Raw genomic sequence first — 20,201 nt, forward strand, 5'->3', positions numbered from 1 at the left:
TTCACGCGATATGCGGCCGGTCAGGCTTTGCGGATCTGCAGGTAGTGGGTGAACACCCATGGATACTGGGGCATGGCAAAATTAATTTGCCAGGTCCCGATGCCGCCGAGCCGCTCATTGTAGACGATCCGCGTCTTGGCGAACAGACTGCGCGTATCTTCGAACCAGACAACGTGATTGCGCCCGCTGTCGTCGGTGTAATAAAAGTATGCCGCCTGGTCCGCTTCCGAAAAATAGATCGGCACCTGTTCGGCCATCGCCAGATTGATCGCTGCCTGGTTGGTGATCGCCCGGCCCGGCGTCGCGCTCGAATAGGGAATGACCCAGTCATAGCCGTAAAAGGGTGTACCCATGATGATTTTATTGCGATCCATGAGACTGGCCGCATAGCTGACGGTAGCCCGAACGTCGGCAATCGGCACCGTTGCGCCCGGCTCGCTGCCCGCATGATGCCAGTCGTACGCCATGATAAAAAACTGGTCGACGATGGCGCCGATCGCTTCATAGTCATAGCCGCGCACCCAGGGCACTGTATCGTTGGTCTTTGCCGGCACCGCAATGCTGAGGTTGAGGTTCGCCGCGGCCGTTCGCGCTTTCAGAGCCTGCAGGAAGGCAACAAAGGCGTCACGTTCCGATGCCGGCACGCCTTCAAAATCGATATTGATGCCGCCGTATCCCCGCGTTGTCGCCGTATTGATCATATTATTAATCAGCCGGGTCTGGACATCCGGCGTATTCAGGATGCGCTGCACCAGCGCCGGATTGAATCCGGATTCGGTCAGATTCGTCACCGTCAGTACCGGCACCACCCTGCCTTGCCAGGCGGCAAGCACACCCGCGCTGTCATTGAGCGGACTCAGATCGCCGTTCCAGTTAAAGTGTGTCTCAAACAGCGCAATATACGTTAAATAAGGGGCATTATCAGCAATCACCGCCCGGTCGGCCGCCGGTGTCCGCAGCTGCGAGTAACTGAAGTGCGTTCCGACCCGCCGCGCAATCGACGGCAGATTGAGCCGCATGCCCGGTTTAAGACTTTCCGGACGGATGCCCGGATTCGCCTGCATCAGCGCCTCCAGCGGTACATGTGCCGCCCGGGAGATCGTCCAGAAACTGTCTCCTGCCTGAACCGTATACACGCTCCCCGGAACGAGCAGTGCCTGCCCGATGACTACGTTCGTCGCTGTCAGTCCGTTCACCGACCGCAACGTATCCATTGGGACATCGAACTTCTGGCTGATGCCGAACAGCGAGTCCCCTGATTTTACAACATATACAAACATCGTCCCACCCTCTCCTTTTTCCGGGCGCACATTTTTCCTGAAAAAAGGCATCCCGCATCATCCTATTCCCGAAACAGGCGACAGGTGCGGAAGCGGAAATCCGTTTTTACCGATGAAAACAAACAGGGGGAACAGACCTTTTCCGAACGGAGAGAAATCTGTTAGAGTATGATAGGATGAAAACAGGTGTAAGACCCGGGTGTTCACTTGACCCGGGCCAGGTTGCGGATAAACGGAGGAATGTAATTAATGACTGATTTTCATGCTTCCCGGCTGCTTCAGGCGATGCCCGGGAATTATTTTGCCGATATTGACCGAAAGATTGATAAAGTTGTTCGAAACGGTATTGATCTGATTCATTTGGAAAAAGGGAGCCCCGACCAGCCGACGCCGGATGCCATCGTCCGGGCGATGGATCAGGCAACACGACTGCCGGAGAATCAAGGGTATCCCCCATATGGCGGAAAAGACAATCTCAAGGAAGCGATTGCCGAGTTTTACAAGCGTGAGTATGGCGTCAAACTGAATCCGGAGACGGAGATCACCATCTTCGCCGGTGCGACAGTGGCGATCGCCGCCCTGCCGCAGGCGCTGCTTAATCCCGGCGATATTCTGCTGACTACCGATCCTGGTTATCCAATGTATTATATTTGCCCGATGCTCGCCTATGCCAAGGTCTACGGCATGCCGATCCGGGCCGAGAATGGTTTCCTGCCGGATTACCAGGCAGTGCCGAAAAGTGTCCTCGATCACTCCCGGCTGTTGATGCTGAACTACCCGAATAATCCGACCGGCGCAGTGGCGACACAGCAATTTTTCGCCGACACGGTTCGCTTTTCCCGCGAACACGAGATTCCGGTTGTGCACGACCTGGCATACGGCGCGTTCGGTTTTGACGGCAACCGGCCGCTCAGCTTCCTGCAGACACCGGGCGCGAAAGAGCAGGGCATTGAGCTCTACACTTTTTCAAAAACGTACAATATGGCCGGATGGCGCCTCGGCTTTGCTGTCGGCAATGCCTCACTGATCCGGTCGCTGAGCAAGTTCCACGATCTCGCCCACAGCGATGTGTTCGGTGCCGTACAGGATGCCGGCGCGGAAGCCCTGCGCGGATCGCAGAAATCCGTCCGTGAACTGTGCGCCCTTTATGAAAAGCGGCGCGACGTCCTCGTCAAAAGTCTGCGAACGATCGGCTGGCCGGTCGACGCACCGAAGGGTTCCTTTTTCTGCTGGTTCAAAGTGCCTGACGGGTATACTTCGGAAACGTTTGTCGATGCACTGATCGAGCGTGCGCATGTTGCCATGGCGCCGGGCATCGGCTTCGGCCAGAACGGCGACCAGTACGTGCGTGCCGGACTGCTTGAGCCGGAAGACCGTCTGCGTGAGGCGGCCGAACGGATTAAGGCATCCGGTATTTTGCAAATGGCACCGACGCGGGAATGAATTCTTTCAGAAAAAAAGAGAGCCGGGCAGCTCTCTTTTTTGCGTCATTAGATGATTTTATAGCCAATCAGGAGGATCAGGATTAAATCGATGACCACAAACAGGAGACTCAGGGCGGCGGATTTCTGTTTCTGCCGCCGGCCGAGCGCCATTTCCATCAGCCCAATCAATAGCAGCGCCAGAATGCCTTTGATGTCGTACACGATCGGAAAATGGGTCCGGATCAGCATCCAGATACCGGTCACGAGCATGACGACATACGTCAGACGCAGCACCATGCTCCAGGCCTTCTGCCGGTACGCGATCAGACTGATGAGAAACAGCACAGCCATGACGATCCAGGTAATATTATGAATCTGCAAGAGAACATGTCCCATAATCTTGTTCACTCCGTTTCAAGGTGATATAAAATTCTCGAGTGCCAGTTCCATTTTACCATTAGTGCACGGCAAAGGCCCGGACGAACCCCGATCTCCGGCGGCAGCGGATGAAAAAAGGCAGAAACGATGCGAATGGAGCGAGAATCAACCGGCGCCTGACAAATAATGCTTGTGAGACCGGCTTTCAACTAATTAGAGAAGCGAGGATGTTGGAGCGTGAAAAGAATAGCTGTTTATTGTGGTGCGTCCGCGGGAAATGACAAGGTCTATCAAGAGGCAGCAATTAAACTAGCCGATTGGCTGGTTGATCACAATTTGGAGCTTGTTTATGGCGGCGGCGGTGTCGGTTTAATGGGCCTCCTGGCGAAAGAGGTGCTGTCGGCAGGCGGACAGGTCCATGGGGTTATGCCTCAGGAACTGTTTGATCGGGGCGCCGCCTTTGATGGCTTGACGGACTTAAACGTCGTTGCTGATATGTCCATTCGAAAACAAACCATGCTGAAGTTATCCGATGGTTGTATTGCTCTGCCCGGCGGACCGGGAACTCTGGAAGAAATCATCGAAGCTTTTTCCTGGGCAAGACTCGGAGATAATCCGAATCCTTGCGTCTTCTACAATGTTGCCGGTTATTATCATCCATTGAAGAAAATGTTTGATGAAATGACCGATAAAAACTTTCTGACGGCAGTTGACCGGCAAAAACTATTATTCTCTGATTCTCTGGATGAAATTTTAAATTTTATGAGCAGCTACATACCGCCCAAGATCAGGACTTATTAAAAAAGCTGATTTCCGAGGAAAATAAAACATTTTCGAACGCCACAAGACCGTCTCAGGTAGTCTTTCCGTGTTTCTTCCTACCTATGAAACAGCCGGAGCATCCGCTCCGGCTATTTCAACTTGTTCACTTTATGGATATCCGCGAAATATCACACTTCTCCAGCGGAATCAGGTGTGCTTTCATCTTCCATTTGGCGATCAGCCAGATGGCGAGGAAAATCGGGATGCCGATATAGGCGGAGATGATCCCGCCCCAGTCGATTTGACCGCCGGAGAATGCGCCGAAGCTCTGGCCGATTACGACGACCATGCAGACGGCAAAAGCGAACAGCGGTCCGAACGGGAACCATTTAGCCCGGTATGGCAGGTCTTCGAGGCGGCCCCCCTGGCGGACATAGGCGCGGCGGAACCGCCAGTGGCTGATGGCGATGCCGAGCCAGGCGATAAATCCGCACATTCCGGATGCGCTCAGCAGCCAGTTATAGACGAGACCGTCGCCAAATCCGGAGGCGAGAAACGCGAACAGCCCGAACGCTGCGGTAATGATCAGCGACCAGATCGGAATTCCGTGGGTGGTGACATAACCGAGGAAGCGCGGGGCTTTCCCTTTTTTCGCCAGTGCATAGAGAATACGCGTCGACGCATAAAGACCTGAATTGCCCGCCGACAGCACCGCGGTCAGAATCACGGCGTTCATGACCGAAGCGGCGATAGCGAGTCCCGCCTTCTGGAACACCAGGGTGAACGGGCTGACCATGACGGCATCGGTCACCGAAAGATTATGGTCTGTATAAGGAATAATCATCGCAATCACGAAAATCGACAGAATATAAAAAAGCAGGATTCGCCAGAAAATGGTGTGCATCGCTTTCGGTACATTCTTCTCCGGATTCTCGCTTTCACCGGCGCTGACGCCGAGCAGTTCCGTACCCTGGAACGCATAACCGGCAGCCAGGAAAACACCGAACGCGGCCAGAAACCCGCCGTGGAAAGGTGCGTCTCCGGTTGTAAAGTTCGCAAAGCCCGGGACGCCGCCGCCCATAATCCGGAAAATCATCAGCAGACCGATGATAATAAAAATAATAACCGTCGCGACTTTGATCAGAGCGAACCAGTATTCCGACTCGCCGTATCCCTTGACCGTCAGCGCGTTAAGCAGAAAAATAATGACCAGAAACAGACCGCTCCACAGAAACGACGGCGTGTGCGGAAACCAGAATTTCATAATCAGCGTCGCTGCCGACAGCTCACTGGCAATCGTTATCGCCCAGTTGTACCAGTAATTCCAGCCGAGCGCAAACCCGAACGATGGATCAACGAAACGGGTCGCGTAGGTGCTGAACGAGCCGCTGGTCGGCATATAGGCGGCAAGCTCGCCGAGACTGGTCATCAGGAAGAAAACCATGAGACCGGTCAGACCATAAGCGAGCAAGGCGCCGCCGGGACCCGCCGAATAAATGGCATTCCCACTGGCCAGAAAAAGTCCCGTTCCGATCGCCCCGCCCAGCGCGATCATCGTCAGATGGCGGGATTTCAGGCCTCTCCTTAAATGATGTGACCCTTCTGCTCTTTGTTGCATTGCTCTCTCCCTCTCTTTTATTCGGGAGACATGCGGGATGGGACAGACAAAAATAAAAAAATGCCCGCGGGACGCTCGACTGAGCCGTACCACGGACAGGAACTGTTTTTATCAAAACAATCAATCATCAAGCACAACTGATCGCCAGCCTATCGTTCTCCGCCCATGTCGTCCACTGATAGCACAACACATGCATCCGCATGTGACAGTCCCGCCCCTTTCGGAAGCGATCCCAGCCGGCCCGGCGGGAGTGCCGGACCGGCTTCGGCAGCATTTCCTTTTGCGCGGCGTCATCAGCCTCTCCCGGCTTCACCCGTGCGCTTCATAAGTGCTGCAGCCTCTACCCCCTCTGATCATGTGAGGAGATTCAGATATTAATGCCAACAGGCCTCATTTTACTTGTTCCGGAAAATATTTTCAACCGTCAGCTTCCCGATTCCGCCTTCGCAGCCGCCGCTTCGTACGCGGCAATCGCTGTCATGAAGGCCTGGCCGTATTTTTCCAGTTTCTGCTGGCCGACGCCGCGGATCATCAGAAATTCGCGGTCATTCGACGGCAGCTGCGCGCTCATCTCGCGGAGCGACTGATCGGAAAAAATGATATACGGCGGCACAAACTCTTTCTGTGCCAGCTCTTTGCGCACCTGCTTCAATTTTTCAAAGAGTTCATTGTGCACTTCCAGCTGAACCGCCCGGACCTTGCCCTTCCTGAGCACTTTCGCCTCGCCTTTCAGCACGGGAACCGCCCGCTCTGTCAGGGACAGTGTCGGATAGGCGCCCCCGCGCAGCTCCAGATACTGCTCACCGGTCAGAAAATCGATGAACTCGGCGATCTGGCGCTGCGTCTGCTCTTTCATAATCCCGTACGTCGGCAACCGGTTCAGTCTGAAGCTGAGAATCTTCTGATCGGAAGCACCGGCCAGCACTTTCGCCACCATCGTCTTACCATAACGCTCGCGCAGCCGCCGGACACAGGAGAGCACCTTCTGGGCAGAGACGGTGACATCCGATTTCTGCCGCGTGTCCCGGCAATTGCCGCAGTGCTGGCAGGGGGCCGGATCTTTTTCGCCGAAATAGCGCAGGATGTACCCCTGAAGACAGGATTCTGTATGACAGTAGCCGATCATCTGATCCAGTTTGTGGAATTCTTCACCTTTCAAATTATCGTCCAGATCCGACTGATCGATGAAAAATTTCTGCAGGCGGATGTCCTGCGGTGAAAAGAGCAGTATACAGTCGCTCTTCTCACCGTCGCGCCCGGCCCGGCCCGCTTCCTGGTAGTACGCCTCAATGTTGCGCGGCATACTGTAATGGATCACAAACCGGACGTTGGATTTATTGATCCCCATGCCGAACGCATTGGTCGCAACGAGCACGGATACATCGTCATACAGAAAACGTTCCTGGCTGTCCGCCCGCTCTTTTTCCGACAATCCGGCGTGATAGCGCGCCGCCTTAAAGCCGGCGGTGATCAGCTGATGATGGATCCGGTCGACATCTTTACGGGTTGCTGCATAAATAATTCCCGGCTGGTCACGGTTTTTGCCCAGATAATCGGTTAAGAAGGCATCCGGATTCTGACCGCGGACCACCTGAAAGAAGAGATTGTCACGGGCGAAGCCGGTGGCGACAACCTGATCCTGCGGAATCCGGAGCAGGCGGCAAATATCGGCCGTGACGCGCGGCGTTGCTGTAGCGGTCAGCGCCGCCACAACCGGACGGTGCGGAAAGTCTTCCAGCATCCGGGCGATTTCCCTGTAGCTCGGCCGGAAATCATGCCCCCACTGCGAGATGCAGTGGGCCTCGTCGACGGCGACGAGCGAGACATGCATCGCCCGGAGTGCCTGACGGAAGCCGGACAGTTCAAGCCGTTCCGGCGCAATGTAGAGCAGCCGGTATTTGCCGGCCGCCGCAGCAGCCAGCCGTCCGGCCACGTCGCCCGCGGAGAGTGAACTGTTAATGTAAGTTGCCGGAATTCCGATGTTTTCCAGTGCATCGACCTGATCCTTCATCAGTGAAATCAGCGGCGAGATCACCAGAACGGTGCCCGGCAAAAGCAGTGCGGGAATCTGATAGCAGAGCGATTTCCCGCCGCCGGTCGGCATGATCCCGACCGTGTCCCGCCCGGCCAGAAGCCGGGAAATGATCTCGTCCTGCCCTTTGCGAAAACGGTCATAGCCAAAATATTTTTTCAGCAGACTGAGTGCTGTTTCTTCCATGATCCGAACCACCTTACGCACATGCTGAAAGACTGCGAGTTTACCAGTTTCATTTTACCACAAGGCGCCGCACGTTCCCGCACGGAGTTTCGCCGTTCACCGGTCTTTCGGCCCCTTGCTCAGTACTGAAAAATCAATTTCTTCCTGAGGACGAGTGTCAGCTCCCAGCACATTCTCCATCATCCGCAGGGCGAACACATTGTCTTCATATACGTTAGAGGCGCAGCAGTCTCCGGGCACAAACAGTCGGTAACCGCGCATGTAGGCATCATTAGCGGTAAACAGGACGCAGATATTTCCGGCGACGCCGGTAAGAATCAGCGTACGGATCTCCCGCTCGGCAAGAAACGCCTGAAGCGGTGTGGCAAAAAAGCCCGAGTGCTTCGGTTTGATGACAAAATAGTCTCCGGCACCGGGCAGCAGTTTTTCAACAATCTTCTTTGCCGGCCCATTAAGTGCCTGCTGAATGATGAAGTCCTTCTCTGACTGCCAGCGGCCGGCATTATCATTAACATAGATGACGTTCAGTCCTGCTTCTCTTGCTCTGTGAATCAATGTGGCCAGCGGATCGCCGATTTTCTTCATCTCTTCAAGCAGCATCGATCCTTTACTGAACTGAAGCGGATTGATCATGTCGATGATCAGCAAAGCTGCCTGGTTCCCGGAAAAAGTGTCCTGCGTCATGATCCCTGCCGCCTCCCGTCATTTTTCTACATTATTCCCTGCCGGATCCGGGATCATTCCCGGGCATTCATGCAGGAACAGGCAGCATATTTTTTCATATGCTGAAGTAGATTGGCTATGGAAAGGGGGAAGAACAATGACTGAGCCGAAAGATTCTGAAGCGAACCGGCCGATCAAACCGATCCGGCGGAAACCTCTTGATGAACTGGATGCTTTTTTCCGGCAGGATCCGTTCCGCGGCATACTGAAATCGATTGACGACTTTTTTGAAAATCATTCGCTGTTCTCCGGCGGATTTCCCGTCAGGCTCTATGAGACCCGCAATGAATGGGTTGTGGAGGCCGAACTGCCCGGCGCCACCCGGGAAAATATCCATATTGATCTCTATGAGGAACGAATCCGGATTGCCGTTGAAAACGATGTCTCTGTCGAAACGGAGCAGAAAGATAAAGGTACCTATTCGCGGGAGCGCCAGTTTGCGCATGCCGAGCGCTTCATTTCCGTTCCCTACACGATTGACCGGGCACGGACGCATGCCTCTTTCCTGAACGGCGTACTTAAAATCCACGGACCGAAATATCCAAAGACGGGGAATACGTTAAGCATCGACTAAAAATCCAGCCGTTAAGGCCAGAAATCCAGCCGTTAAGGCCAGAAATCCAGCCGAACACCATTTTATGGAAATTTGTTGCCGAACCGATCAGCAAAAATAATAAACTGCCGGACATTTGACCAGCGTCGTAAAATGTCCGGCAGTTTATTTGAGTCAGTTCTCCAGTTTTCCGATAAATCGTTCGAGCCGGTCAAGTCCTTCTTTCAGCACATCCATGGAATAGGCATAGGAAAGACGAAGATAGCCTTCGCCATACGACGAGAAGGCGCTGCCCGGTACGGCCGCCAGCCGTTCCTGATCGAGCAGTTTCAAGGCAAACTGCTCGGAGGTCAGTCCGAACCGGCGAATCGACGGGAACACATAGAAAGCACCGGACGGGCGGACGACGTCGAGCCCCATATGCTCAAGCCGTTCCATGCAGTAGTCCAGGCGCCGCCGATATTCCCGGCGCATTGGCGCGGCATCGTCTTTCCCATTCGTCAGCGCTTCAATCGCCGCATACTGCGTGATACTGGTGATGCAGGAAATGCCGTACTGATGAATTTTAATCAGCTGGTCGGCAATCGGCCGGTCGGCAAGCACATAGCCCATCCGCCAGCCGGTCATGGCGTGCGACTTTGAGAGACCGTTGATCACAAGTGTTTTGTCTTTCATACCGGGAAAAGTACCGATTGACACATGCTTTTTCCCGTAGATCAGTTCGCTGTAAATCTCGTCAGAGACGACAAAAATCGATTTATCCCGCAGCAACGCGGCGATCGCACCGATTTCCTCGCCCGACAGCACGCAGCCGGTCGGATTGGACGGATACGGAATGACGACCGCCTTCGTTTTTGCGGTCAGGTGGGCCGCAATCTGCCCGGCTGTCATTTTGAAATCCGTATCCCGTGTATCGACATAGACCGGTTTCCCGCCGGCGAGAATGATCGGTGCGGCGTAACCCGGATAAGCCGGACCGGGGAGAATCACCTCGTCGCCCGGCTCGAGAATGGTCCGGAATGACAGATCAATCGCCTCACTGGCACCGATCGTCGTAATAATCTCCGTCTCCGGATCGTAGTGCAGATCATACTTTTCACTCACATAGCTGCTGATCGCCTGCCGCAATTCCGGAAGACCGGCGTTCGCCGTATAGGCGGTGTGATTGTGATCAATTGCTGCTTTCCCGGCATCCTTGACATGCTGCGGTGTCGGGAAATCCGGCTGACCGATTGTGAGTGAAACAGCGTCCGGATAATTTCTGACTTTATTGAAAAAGCGGCGGATTCCGCTGATCTGAATCGAACGGACCCGGCTGTTTACCCGTTGCTCCATCCTGCTCCTCCTCTTCGATGAATCCTGACATGACAAATTTTAACGTTCTTATCATAACAAAAAAGCCTCCGTGCAGTCATTTCCCGCACAGAGACACCTATTTTTCTTCTTATTCGGCGACCGGGGTTTCCGGTTCCGGAGTTACTTCTGAAGCCTTTTCTGAAACCTTTTTCGAACTCCCCTTCAGCTTGACTTCCTGAGTCCAGCCCGGTTTGTCTTTGATCTCTCCGGTTTGCAAACCGGTGAGCGTTTCATAAAGTTTCTTAGCCAGCGGTCCGGTTTCGCCGTTGGCCACTTTGATGACCCGGTCCTCCCATTTCAGAAAACCGACCGGTGAGATGACGGCGGCCGTGCCCGTCCCGAAGACTTCCTTCAGTTCCTGCTTCTCCGCCTTCTTAAAGAGCTTCTTCACGGAAATCCGGCGTTCTTTGACCGGGACACCCCAGTGCTTCAGAAGCCGGATCACGGAATCGCGGGTCACGCCGGGTAGTATGCTTCCGTTCAGTTCCGGTGTCCACACTTCATCGCCGACTTTGAAAAAGATATTCATGCTGCCGACTTCTTCGACATATTTGTGTTCCACACCGTCGAGCCACAGGACCTGATCGAAGCCCAGTTCCTCTGCCTTTGACTGCGCCCGGAGGCTGGCCGCATAATTGCCGCTCGTCTTGGCAAAACCGACACCGCCGCGCACGGCACGTACATATTCATCTTCTACGTAGATGCTGACCGGTTTGACGGAATCGCCGAAATACGCGCCGACCGGTGAGAGAATGATGATCAGTTTGTAGGTTGTAGACGGATGGACGCCAAGAAAGGCATCCGTACCGATAATAAACGGCCGGATGTACAGCGACTGGCCGGGTTTCTCCGGAATCCAGTCCTTTTCAACGGCCACCAGTTTTTTAATGGCCTTGATGACAAAATCGCCGTCTACTTTTGGAATGTCCAGCCGTTCGCAGGAATGGTTCAGCCGTTTCAGATTCATGTCCGGGCGGAACAGAAGAATACGGCCGTCTTTTGCTTTATAGGCCTTCATGCCTTCAAACACTTCCTGGCCGTAATGGAAAATCGCAGCTGCCGGATCGAGTTCAAGCGGTCCGTAAGGCACAATCCGGGCGTCATGCCAACCGACATCCGCCGTGTAATCCATGACAAACATATAATCAGTGAAGAAATTGCCGAAACCAAGGTGATCCGAATCCGGTTTTGCTTTTAACTGATCGGCCTTGTGGAACGTGATCGGCTGTCCCATGTTGAGAAACCTCCTGAAAGGCATCCGAAGGCACGGGATAACAGCTTTCGGATTGCCGCTCTGATTTTTTTGACTCTGTCGCCACTGACTGTTGCCTGGCGCGGAAAGCAGGCGCCTGAAGTGAACATCAACAGTCAGGTTTAACATCGCCGTCCATTCTTAACATTCCGTTTACTTAATTATAACAATAGAGCAAAAAAACTGCTATGTACCTTATTAAATAGGGCCCGGAATGTTGCGAAACATGATGCAGAAAGAGGCACAGGAAGCTGATGAAAATATTTTTTGTAAAACCTGTGTCATTCCCTTTAAACATTCAAACGTTCCTGCTACAATAGTCTGAGTTGAGAAGGAAGAGGCGCGTACGTTAATGATTTAGCGCTTCTTCTTTGTCTTTCTCAGGAAATTCTGAAAGGGGGCGTGGATCACGCGCCAGTTTACTTTTGCAGCTTGTTCCCTGTATTTTCTGACCGGCCTGACGGCGATCGTCGTCGGATCGGTAATGCCACAATTGCTCAGTTTCTATGAAGTTTCTTATACAGTCGGCGGGCAGCTGATTTTTGTCGGTGCGATGGGCTTTCTTGTCGGTGTCCTGATCACATCCTGGCTGAACAACCGTTTCCCGCCGAAACCGCTGCTGGCCATTGCGGCATCAATCATTGCTTTTGCTCAGTTTGGTATTCTGGCACTGCCGCCGCTCCCTGTCGTCATGATCCTGTATTTTATCAACAGCATCGGCTCGTCATCGATCGGTATTGTCGTCGCGACGTTGTTTCTTGAAGTGTTCACCGGTCGTCAGGCGGTTGCCATGAGCTATCTTGAAGTTTCATTCGGACTCGGCGCCTTTTCCATGCCGCTTCTGGCCAGCACGTTCATCGCTCTTGACATCTGGCGTTTCCTGTTTCTGATTACGGCCGTTCTCGCTGTATTCCTTGCTGTTCTGTCGACGCGCATTTCGATTTCCCAGAATGGTACGGATTCATCCGCCCGTCCGCTCGACGCTTCCGGTGCCGGAAAGCAGATTCCACTGACGCCCGGACGCAAGATGCTTACACTGGTGCTGTTCGGGCTGGCCATTTTCCTCTATGGCGGCCTTGAAGGCAGCCTCAATAATTTCATGTCTTCCATTTTCATGAACTATCTCCATCTGGTTGCCTATTATGCCTCCGTCAGTGTCGGCATCTTCTGGGCATCGATGGTGATCGGGCGTGCCCTGACTGGGGTGATCATTCGGAAAGTGACCTATAAAAAATACTTGCTCACCAATATTTGCGGCGCCATTCTTTCACTGATTCTGTTCATCCTGTTAAAGAACGTGCTGCTTGGCTACTTTTTCGTTGCGACACTGGGACTGATGCTGTCCGGCATTTATTCAATTACACTTGTCTTCGCTAATTTCTCGATCCCGAACAGTGCCCATCTCGTGACTCCGGTCATCTCAGGATTGTGCGGGCTGGGGATGGCGCTGCTGCCGGCGTTCACCGGATTTTCTCTCGATCATGCCGGAATGGCCGCCACGCTCTGGTACATCGTCGCGATCGCCTGCTTCTATCTGACGTTCCTGATCCTCATCAACCGGATCCGCGGTGAACGTTCCTTCACATTCTTCCCGAGAGTCAGCCGGAAGAAACTGCGTGCACGCTCATTTTAATCCGACGTATATTATATTAATTGCAAAGGAGTGCCGCTGCGGCACCTCCTTTTTTGCGTCCTGAAAATCTCCCGCCGCCCTTGCGCGGCATGATATCATTTAATTAATCTTCTGAACGGAGGCACGGCATTTGGAAAAGCAGCATCTCGACCCCGGCATTGTAACCGTCTGGCGCCAGCGGTCCCTCATGACGAATTTGATCTTCTGGCTGATTCTGGCCGGATTTTTTACCTGCACGGTATATTTTAGCTGGCCCGGTTTCTTCTATCTTATTGCCGGCACTCTGGCCATACTTGTGGCACTGCATCTGATTCTGTATGTCCTGGTGATCCCGGTAATCCGCTACCGCACCTTTTTTTACACGTTTCGCCAGAGTGATTTTCTGATTCGGGACGGCGTCTTTGTCATCCGGCAGGTTTCCATCCCGCTGGCACGGGTACAGAATGTGACCACCGAACAGGGGCCGCTGCTGCGCCGATATCACCTGGTCTCGGTATCGATCACCACAGCGGCCGATACCCAGACGATTCCGGCACTGAACGCTGCGGAGGCTCATGTTCTGCGCGACCGGATTGCCGAACAGATCAAGGAGAATGGTGCCGATGAACTCTGAGAAAAAGCGTCTTCACGTATTTGCCGTTCTTTCAGAGAGCCTGGGCACACTACGGAAGCTGGTCCTGCCACTGGGCATCAGTTTCTTCACATTTCTGCAGCATTTCACGCAATGGGCGGGTTATGTGCTCGCCACTCTTGCCATTATTCTGATCTACAATTTTTTTAAATGGCTTCGCTTCACCTATGAAGTCCGCGGCGGCAGCTTTCATATTCAGTCCGGCGTCCTCATCCGCCATGACCGCTATATCCATATTTCCCGGATTCAGTCCGTTCAGCTCCAGACCAACCTGCTGCTTCGGCTGATCGGCCTGGTCCAGCTGCGGCTCGACACGGTAGATCCTGCCGACAAAGGTGATGTAGTCCTGGCGGTACTGTCGCATCAGGAAGCCGGCCGTGTCCGCCGGCTTCTCGGCCATGGCGATCCGGATACAGCGCCCGGTGCAAACATGGAGACGGCGTCATCACGAATCGTGTTCCGACTGTCCATCCGGAACTTTGTCTTCGCCACATTTACCTCATCAAGCATCGGGATCATCGGTGTCCTGCTGGCCTTCTGGTCTTCGGCCGGCCAGCTTGTCCCCGACCAGTGGCTGAACCGGTCGTTCCATCAGTTTATCCTTCTCCCTCCGGCCACACTCATTCCGCTGATCCTCCTGCTGGTGATCGGGCTCTGGCTTTGCTCAGCCGTTGTGACCTTTTTTCGCTGGGGCAACTTCAGACTCACCGTCACACCGGAGAAGTGGCTGATCCACAAGGGGATTCTTGAGACGGCGGACGCGACTTATATGAAAGACCGTGTTCAGGCCATACGGATCTGCGAGTCCTGGCTGCAGCAGCTGACCGGCTTCTGCACCATTTATGCCGAGTGCAGCGGCAGCGTCAATAACGATAAAAATAAGGAAGGTGCCGTGCTCGTCTTCCCGATCCTACGGAGAAAAAAGCTGCAGGCCTTCCTTGATACAGTGATTCCGGAATTTGCCGGTTCGATCAGCTGCAAGTCCGTCCCGCTCCGCAGTCAGTTTTATATGATGATGCTGCCGGTGCTGCCGCTCACAGTTGTCCTTGTGGCCCTTTCCTCCTTCTTCCAGTGGGGGCTGTGGCTGTGGCCGGTCCTGCCCGCTGCCATGGCTCTTGTTTTTCTGCAGTCTCGTTCCTCCGGCTATGATCTTGACGGTGAACGACTTGTTTTTTCCTATCGTCTGCTGACGAAAACCCGGATGATCACACTGAAAAACCGGATTCAGTCGTTTACAGCACATCAGTCGCTCGTTCAGCGCCGTTTCAGCCTCGGCACCTGCAGCCTTTTCATCCGCTCTTCGGCCGGCCAGTGCTACAGAGTGCGCCAGCTGGAGAAAGTGGATTCGGACCGGCTCTTCCAATGGTTCAGAGACGGCTGATGCCGGCGCGGACACACGGATCGATGTGCCGTGTCGCGCGTATTACTCTTCATTCGGCCCGTCTGTTTCCATGTCCCCGGCTTCTTCGCCGGATGAACAGTCTGAAGGATCGGCGGATTCAAAGGACGACCATCCTTCATCCTGATCACACGAATCGTCTGCCCGGCCTCCCCAAAGGCTGGGCTCTGCCCGGAGCCGCCCGTTCTCATGGCGCAGCGCCGCAATCCGGTGGTTCAGATGTCTTGCGGCCTCGTCCATCTGCCATGAATTGGGGTAAGAGAACTCCTCTGCCGCGGGAAATTCCGGATCCGCCGTCCGTCTGTCCTGTTTTGAAAGATGTTTTGCCGAATGCAGCCCCTTTAAAATCTCATTCTCGTATGCGGCCATCGGGTCTTTCCCGGCATTATGATCAAACGGTATCACGCGACCTGCCCCCTCTATTTGCCAAAAGCATAACATGACGGTCTTCTGCAGACAATCACGAAAATTCCTTTGCCCGGCGAGTCAGTCGACAGGGCGTTTCGTCAAGGAAAGTTCACAATATGTATCCCCTTTCACGCCAAAACAAATTCGATTGCAGTATAATAAATGTGAAAATATAATAGACGGCCCGGAGATTATGGAAAAGGCCGGCGGTTCCAGCTGGACAGATCACTCGTCTGGCTGGATTCTGTCGACCTTTTTCATTATGTCCGGGGGCATTGAGACAGCAGTGTGATGCGACTAGTAAAATGTATCCGCTTACTTAATTTCATATGAAGTGAGTCTTGGGGCGCCGCTTTCCGGCTGCGGTGCCGATTACGAGGAGGAAAGATATGATGAAAAAGGCCTTGGAAACAGAAGTTGCGGTTATCGGCGGTGGCGTCACCGGGACAGGTATTCTGCGGGACCTGGCATTACGCGGCATCAAAGCCGTTCTTGTCGAACAGGGTGATCTCGGTCACGGCACATCGACCCGAAACCACGGCCTGCTGCACTCAGGATGCCGTTATGCGGTACGCGATCCTGAAGCTGCAGTTGAGAGCTATCAGGAGAATCTGATTCTGAAGAGAACAATCCCCGGTTCGATTGAGCAGACAGGCGGCCTGTTTGTGAAAGTCCCGGGTGATGATGATGCCTATGTGCGCAGATGGCTGGACTCCTGCGGCAAACTGGGCATTCCGGTCGGCGAAATCCCCCTGGAACAGGCCTTCCGTGAAGAACCCTATCTGACAAAGGAGGCGCAGGCCGTTTATCAGGTGCCGGACGGAACCATCGATGATTTTACTTTGCTGATCGACGTCGCGGCCGATGCCGTCGCACATGGGGCCGCTCTGCTGACCTATCATGAAGTCACCGGCATCATGACGGAGCAGAACCATGTATCCGGCATTCATGTGCGCGATACACGGAACGGAGAAGAACAGGATATTTACGCACCGATTGTGATTAATGCGGCCGGACCATGGGGCATGAATATTGCCAAAATGGCCGGCGTACCGCTGAGAATTATAAACAACAAGGGCATGCTGGTCGTCTTCAGCCATCGCTTCAACAAACGGGTGATCAACCGGCTGCGGATGCCGGGCGACGGCGACATCTTCGTTCCGGCTCACGATGTGACCATTTTCGGGACGACCGGTAAAAATACCGACGATCCCAATGATTTCTCTCTGAACCGGGAAGAAATGGAGCAGATGCTGACGACCGGCGCCGATCTGATTCCTGAGATTCACCAGATGCGGCTGATCCGCGCTTACAGCGGCAGCCGTCCCCTCTATCAGAAAACGGCAGGAAAGGGCTCGAGCGGCAGAGACGTGACCCGTGGTATGGCACTGCTCGATCATGGCGAACGTGACGGCCTAGACGGACTGATTACGATCACCGGCGGCAAACTGACGACCTTCCGGCTGATGGCCGAGCGGACGGTTGACCTGGTCTGCAAGAAACTCGGCAGCGATGCCCAATGTACGACCCGCGAGGCAGCGCTCCCAAGTCGAAAGAGTACCGATTCGTTCAGCGGGGCGAATCTCGCGCCGGCAGCCAGACATAAACTGATGAACTGGGCCGGCGTGCGGACTCCTGAATTTGAAACCTCTCTGAAAGACCGAGAAGCCGCAAACGTCGTCTGTGAATGTGAACAAGTGACCTGGGCGGAAATCGATGCCGCCATTCCCGGCGACGGGCATCTCGATCTCGGCGACATCCGCCGCCGCACCCGGCTCGGGATGGGCCCCTGCCAGGGGACATTCTGCAACTTCAGAACGGCGGCGCTCGCCGTGGAACACGGCAAAGCCGGAACCAGGGAAGCAGACTGCGCACTGATGCGCGGGGTTAAAGAACGCCGGAAAGGCATGGGCGTTGTGGCGACCGGAGAAACAGCCAAACAGCTGCAGCTGATGCAGACGATCTATCAGGTTTCATTAGGATTCGGAAATGAGGAGGAGAAGCAGCATGTATGACGTAGTCGTGATCGGCCAGGGTCTGTCGGGAATGCTGGCCGCAATCTGGGCCAGAGGGGAAGGTAAACGAACGGCCATGATCATGTCCGGTGCCGGAAAGATCATGCAGTCCACCGGGGTACTCGATCTGATCCCCGGCTCCCGCGGTACGCTTGACGAATGGATGAAGCAGTATCCGTTTCATTCCGAGAACAAAGCAGACGTGCTGCAGGCTGTGGCCAAATTCAAGGCACTGACACGCGAACTCGGATACCCCTATAACGGTGATGTCCGGGAACCGGTTCCGGTGGTTACCGGCTCAGGCCATATAAAAGAGACAGCACTTTACCCGGACACGGTGACCCCCGTGCCCGACCGGGGCCATGCGGTCGTCGTCGGTTTCCAGGAACTGCCGGACTTCCAGCCGCTGTTCATCAGCAAGAATCTGCAAAAGGAACGGCCGCTGATGACTGTCGACGCCATTCGGATTCCGCTTGGTGAAGATTCACAACGTGTCCTGACCCAGCTCGATGCCGCGCGGCTTCTCGATCAGAAGGAAGTCCGTGCGCGCTGCCTCCGCAGGATCAGCGGGCAGCTTGCCGACAAGGGTATTTCTCAGGCCGATTTCTTCGTCTTCCCCTCATCTCTGGGCAATGAAGCATGGGCACAGACGCTGAAGCAATTTTCCGAAGGCCTGGGCGCCAGAGTCACCGAGGCCCCCGGAATGCCGCCGAACGCTACCGCCATCCGGCTGAACGACCGGCTGAAGCTGAAAGCCATCCGTTCCGGTGTCCGCCTGTATGCCGATACAACGGTTACCGGGGCTGATATTGAGAAAAACCATATCCGCTCGGTGCGCGTCCGGATGGCCAACCGTGCCACAGATGTTGCAGGCAGACAGTTCGTTCTGGCCACCGGCGGCATCCTCGGCGGCGGTCTGGAAGTCACCCCGGACGGGATCAGAGAAACGGCACTTCACCTGAATACAGATGGCGACGGACGTCCCATGAACCCGCCGGACAATCTGTTTCTGGCCGGTGCGAGCGGCGGCAGACAGCTGACCCGCCACGGCATTGTCGGCGGTGTCTATTCGCTTGTGTCGAGCTATGCATCGGTCTTTGGTCTTCGAAAAACTGTCGCGGGAGGGATGGCAAAATGAATGATGCACTGCTTGATCTGAATATGTTTGAAGATTCCTATGAGAAATGTCTGAAATGCAACGCCTGCGTCGCCAGCTGTCCGGTCACCGGCGCGACCCTTGATTTTGGCGGTCCGAAGCACATGGGGCCGGAACTGAAAAGGCTGATCGACAATCAACAGGTGATTGACGACAAGCGTATCGAATATTGCACGCTGTGCGGCAATTGCGACCTTTCGTGTCCGGAAGATGTCCACATTTCCACACTGACGACTTATGCCAAGGCCATCCATACCGAAAAGCACGGCTCCAGTTTCCGTGACTTTGTCCTCAGCAACGCCGAACTGGTCGGGAAAATGGCTTCAGCGTTCGCTCCGGTCACCAATACGGCGATGAAAATGAAGCCGATGCGCCAGGTCATGGAGACCGTCATGCGGATTCCGAAAGAGCGGAAATTCCCGAAGTATAAATTTAAAAACTTCAATCGCTCGTTTGCTAATAAAGTGCACGGTTCAAAACGGAAGGTGGCCTATTTTGTCGGCTGTTATGCGATGTATAATGCTCCGGAAGTGGCCGAGAGCTTCGTCAAAGTCATGAACTTCAACGGCATTGAAGTCGTCAAACCGCGTCAGAAGTGCTGCGGCGTGCCGATGCTGGCGAACGGGCGGCTGAAACAGGCCCGCAAGAACGCCGCCTTCAACATCGACAGTCTGCTGGAGTATACCCGCAAAGGCTATGATGTGGTAACGACATGTACCAGCTGCGGGCTTGCACTGAAAAAGGAGTACCTGTCGATCGACGGGTCTGATAAAGCAAAGGAACTGGCGGCTCATGTTTACGATGCCGACGAATATCTGCGCATGCTGAAAGACAACGGAGAACTGAACACCCATCTTGCACCGATGAAACAAAAGGTCGGCTACCATGCACCGTGCCATATGCGCGCCCAGGGGATGGGCACGCCGGCAATGGATATTCTTGAACTCATCCCGGGCTTCAACATCTATGATCTTGGCGCCGGATGCTGCGGCCAGTGCGGTACATTCGGTTTCAAGAAAGAAAAATACGGCATATCGATGAAACTCGGCAGAACCATGGCTGAGTCCGTCAAAAATCTGGATGCAGATTACACAGTGACGGAATGCGGGATGTGCAAGAATCAGCTGGACCAGCTGACGGATAAGGAAGTCCGGCACCCGATGCAGATTCTTGCCGAGTCCTACGAACGGGCGAAACAGCTTCAGACTGTCTGATCGATTCATTTTTAAAACATAAACGTTTCAATCGGAAGGGTCCGCTTCAATAGCGGACCCTTTTTGTCTGCAGGCGCTCGCTTTCAGAATAAAACATCCGGGTCCTCCCTCTATACCTGAAAAAAGGTACTGAGTGTAAATGCTTTCATTCTTGCTCTGACTTGAACTAAAATGTAATTGT

At 54.2% G+C, this 20,201-nt stretch carries 17 protein-coding genes and 1 riboswitch; of the genes, 9 read left to right on the top strand and 8 right to left on the bottom strand.

The genetic code is table 11. The features are described 5' to 3' along the window. Nucleotides 1–20 precede the first annotated feature (20 nt). Nucleotides 21–1,280 (bottom strand): glycosyl hydrolase family 18 protein, encoded by a 1,260-nt coding sequence (locus tag D889_RS0108155; RefSeq protein WP_018962267.1) that lies wholly within the window; start codon nt 1,278–1,280, stop codon nt 21–23. Between the two features lie 249 nt (nt 1,281–1,529). Here D889_RS0108155 and D889_RS0108160 point away from each other — a divergent pair, with 249 nt between their 5' ends. Beyond that, on the top strand, nt 1,530–2,723 hold the full coding sequence (locus D889_RS0108160; RefSeq protein ID WP_010630678.1) for an aminotransferase class I/II-fold pyridoxal phosphate-dependent enzyme: 1,194 nt from the start codon (nt 1,530–1,532) through the stop codon (nt 2,721–2,723). A gap of 47 nt (nt 2,724–2,770) precedes the next feature. Here D889_RS0108160 and D889_RS0108165 read toward each other — a convergent pair whose 3' ends face one another. After that, nucleotides 2,771–3,100 (bottom strand): DUF1516 family protein, encoded by a 330-nt coding sequence (locus D889_RS0108165; protein ID WP_010630679.1) that lies wholly within the window; start codon nt 3,098–3,100, stop codon nt 2,771–2,773. Between the two features lie 219 nt (nt 3,101–3,319). Here D889_RS0108165 and D889_RS0108170 point away from each other — a divergent pair, with 219 nt between their 5' ends. After that, nucleotides 3,320–3,883, top strand: a complete 564-nt coding sequence (locus D889_RS0108170) for an LOG family protein (RefSeq protein ID WP_010630680.1) — start codon at nt 3,320–3,322, stop codon at nt 3,881–3,883. Between the two features lie 124 nt (nt 3,884–4,007). On the opposite strand, the gene D889_RS0108175 is transcribed toward D889_RS0108170, so the two are convergent. From D889_RS0108175 to D889_RS0108185, 3 genes are all read right to left on the bottom strand, one after another. Beyond that, nucleotides 4,008–5,462: an amino acid permease gene (locus tag D889_RS0108175; protein ID WP_010630681.1), complete on the bottom strand. Its 1,455-nt coding sequence runs from the start codon at nt 5,460–5,462 to the stop codon at nt 4,008–4,010. Nucleotides 5,463–5,633: 171 nt separating this feature from the next. Continuing rightward, a riboswitch (Lysine riboswitch) is annotated at nt 5,634–5,813 on the bottom strand. A gap of 73 nt (nt 5,814–5,886) precedes the next feature. Then, complete coding sequence (gene recQ, locus D889_RS0108180) at nt 5,887–7,680, bottom strand: DNA helicase RecQ (protein WP_010630682.1); 1,794 nt, start codon at nt 7,678–7,680, stop codon at nt 5,887–5,889. 96 nt (nt 7,681–7,776) lie between these two features. Further along, nucleotides 7,777–8,364, bottom strand: a complete 588-nt coding sequence (locus D889_RS0108185) for a cysteine hydrolase family protein (RefSeq protein WP_010630683.1) — start codon at nt 8,362–8,364, stop codon at nt 7,777–7,779. Between the two features lie 136 nt (nt 8,365–8,500). Between D889_RS0108185 and D889_RS0108190 the strand changes: the two genes are divergently transcribed. After that, the gene (locus D889_RS0108190; RefSeq protein ID WP_010630684.1) at nt 8,501–8,977 is read left to right on the top strand and encodes an Hsp20/alpha crystallin family protein; all 477 of its coding nucleotides are present in this window, start codon (nt 8,501–8,503) and stop codon (nt 8,975–8,977) included. A 153-nt stretch (nt 8,978–9,130) separates the two neighbouring features. Here D889_RS0108190 and D889_RS0108195 read toward each other — a convergent pair whose 3' ends face one another. Together D889_RS0108195 and D889_RS0108200 are read right to left on the bottom strand one after the other, a co-directional pair. Continuing rightward, complete coding sequence (locus D889_RS0108195) at nt 9,131–10,291, bottom strand: aminotransferase A (protein ID WP_010630685.1); 1,161 nt, start codon at nt 10,289–10,291, stop codon at nt 9,131–9,133. Nucleotides 10,292–10,400: 109 nt separating this feature from the next. Next, entirely contained in the window at nt 10,401–11,546 is a 1,146-nt protein-coding gene (locus D889_RS0108200; protein WP_010630686.1) for a branched-chain amino acid aminotransferase, read from the bottom strand. Between the two features lie 457 nt (nt 11,547–12,003). Between D889_RS0108200 and D889_RS0108210 the strand changes: the two genes are divergently transcribed. The 3 genes from D889_RS0108210 to D889_RS0108220 all read left to right on the top strand — a co-directional run bounded on the left by D889_RS0108210 (nt 12,004) and on the right by D889_RS0108220 (nt 15,209). Further along, nucleotides 12,004–13,197 carry an MFS transporter gene (locus D889_RS0108210; protein ID WP_345938775.1) on the top strand — a complete coding sequence of 398 codons (1,194 nt, stop codon included), beginning with the start codon at nt 12,004–12,006 and terminating at the stop codon, nt 13,195–13,197. A gap of 130 nt (nt 13,198–13,327) precedes the next feature. Beyond that, nucleotides 13,328–13,810 (top strand): PH domain-containing protein, encoded by a 483-nt coding sequence (locus tag D889_RS0108215; protein WP_010630688.1) that lies wholly within the window; start codon nt 13,328–13,330, stop codon nt 13,808–13,810. After that, nucleotides 13,800–15,209, top strand: a complete 1,410-nt coding sequence (locus tag D889_RS0108220) for a PH domain-containing protein (RefSeq protein WP_010630689.1) — start codon at nt 13,800–13,802, stop codon at nt 15,207–15,209. The genes D889_RS0108215 and D889_RS0108220 overlap by 11 nt, the downstream gene beginning before the upstream one ends. Before the next feature lie 42 nt (nt 15,210–15,251). On the opposite strand, the gene D889_RS0108225 is transcribed toward D889_RS0108220, so the two are convergent. Continuing rightward, nucleotides 15,252–15,632, bottom strand: a complete 381-nt coding sequence (locus tag D889_RS0108225; protein ID WP_010630690.1) for a hypothetical protein — start codon at nt 15,630–15,632, stop codon at nt 15,252–15,254. 395 nt (nt 15,633–16,027) lie between these two features. Between D889_RS0108225 and glpA the strand changes: the two genes are divergently transcribed. From glpA to D889_RS0108245, 3 genes are read left to right on the top strand one after another with little or no spacing between them, the layout of a single operon-like run. Next, complete coding sequence (gene glpA / locus D889_RS0108235; protein WP_010630691.1) at nt 16,028–17,650, top strand: anaerobic glycerol-3-phosphate dehydrogenase subunit GlpA; 1,623 nt, start codon at nt 16,028–16,030, stop codon at nt 17,648–17,650. Beyond that, the gene (locus tag D889_RS0108240) at nt 17,643–18,788 is read left to right on the top strand and encodes an FAD-binding protein (RefSeq protein ID WP_010630692.1); all 1,146 of its coding nucleotides are present in this window, start codon (nt 17,643–17,645) and stop codon (nt 18,786–18,788) included. The genes glpA and D889_RS0108240 overlap by 8 nt, the downstream gene beginning before the upstream one ends. Then, on the top strand, nt 18,785–20,020 hold the full coding sequence (locus D889_RS0108245; RefSeq protein WP_010630693.1) for an anaerobic glycerol-3-phosphate dehydrogenase subunit C: 1,236 nt from the start codon (nt 18,785–18,787) through the stop codon (nt 20,018–20,020). Before D889_RS0108240 ends, D889_RS0108245 begins: the two co-directional genes overlap by 4 nt. Nucleotides 20,021–20,201: the final 181 nt, after the last annotated feature.

Source organism: Sporolactobacillus vineae DSM 21990 = SL153, from assembly GCF_000377985.1.
In the GTDB taxonomy this organism is placed as follows: domain Bacteria; phylum Bacillota; class Bacilli; order Bacillales; family Sporolactobacillaceae; genus Sporolactobacillus; species Sporolactobacillus vineae.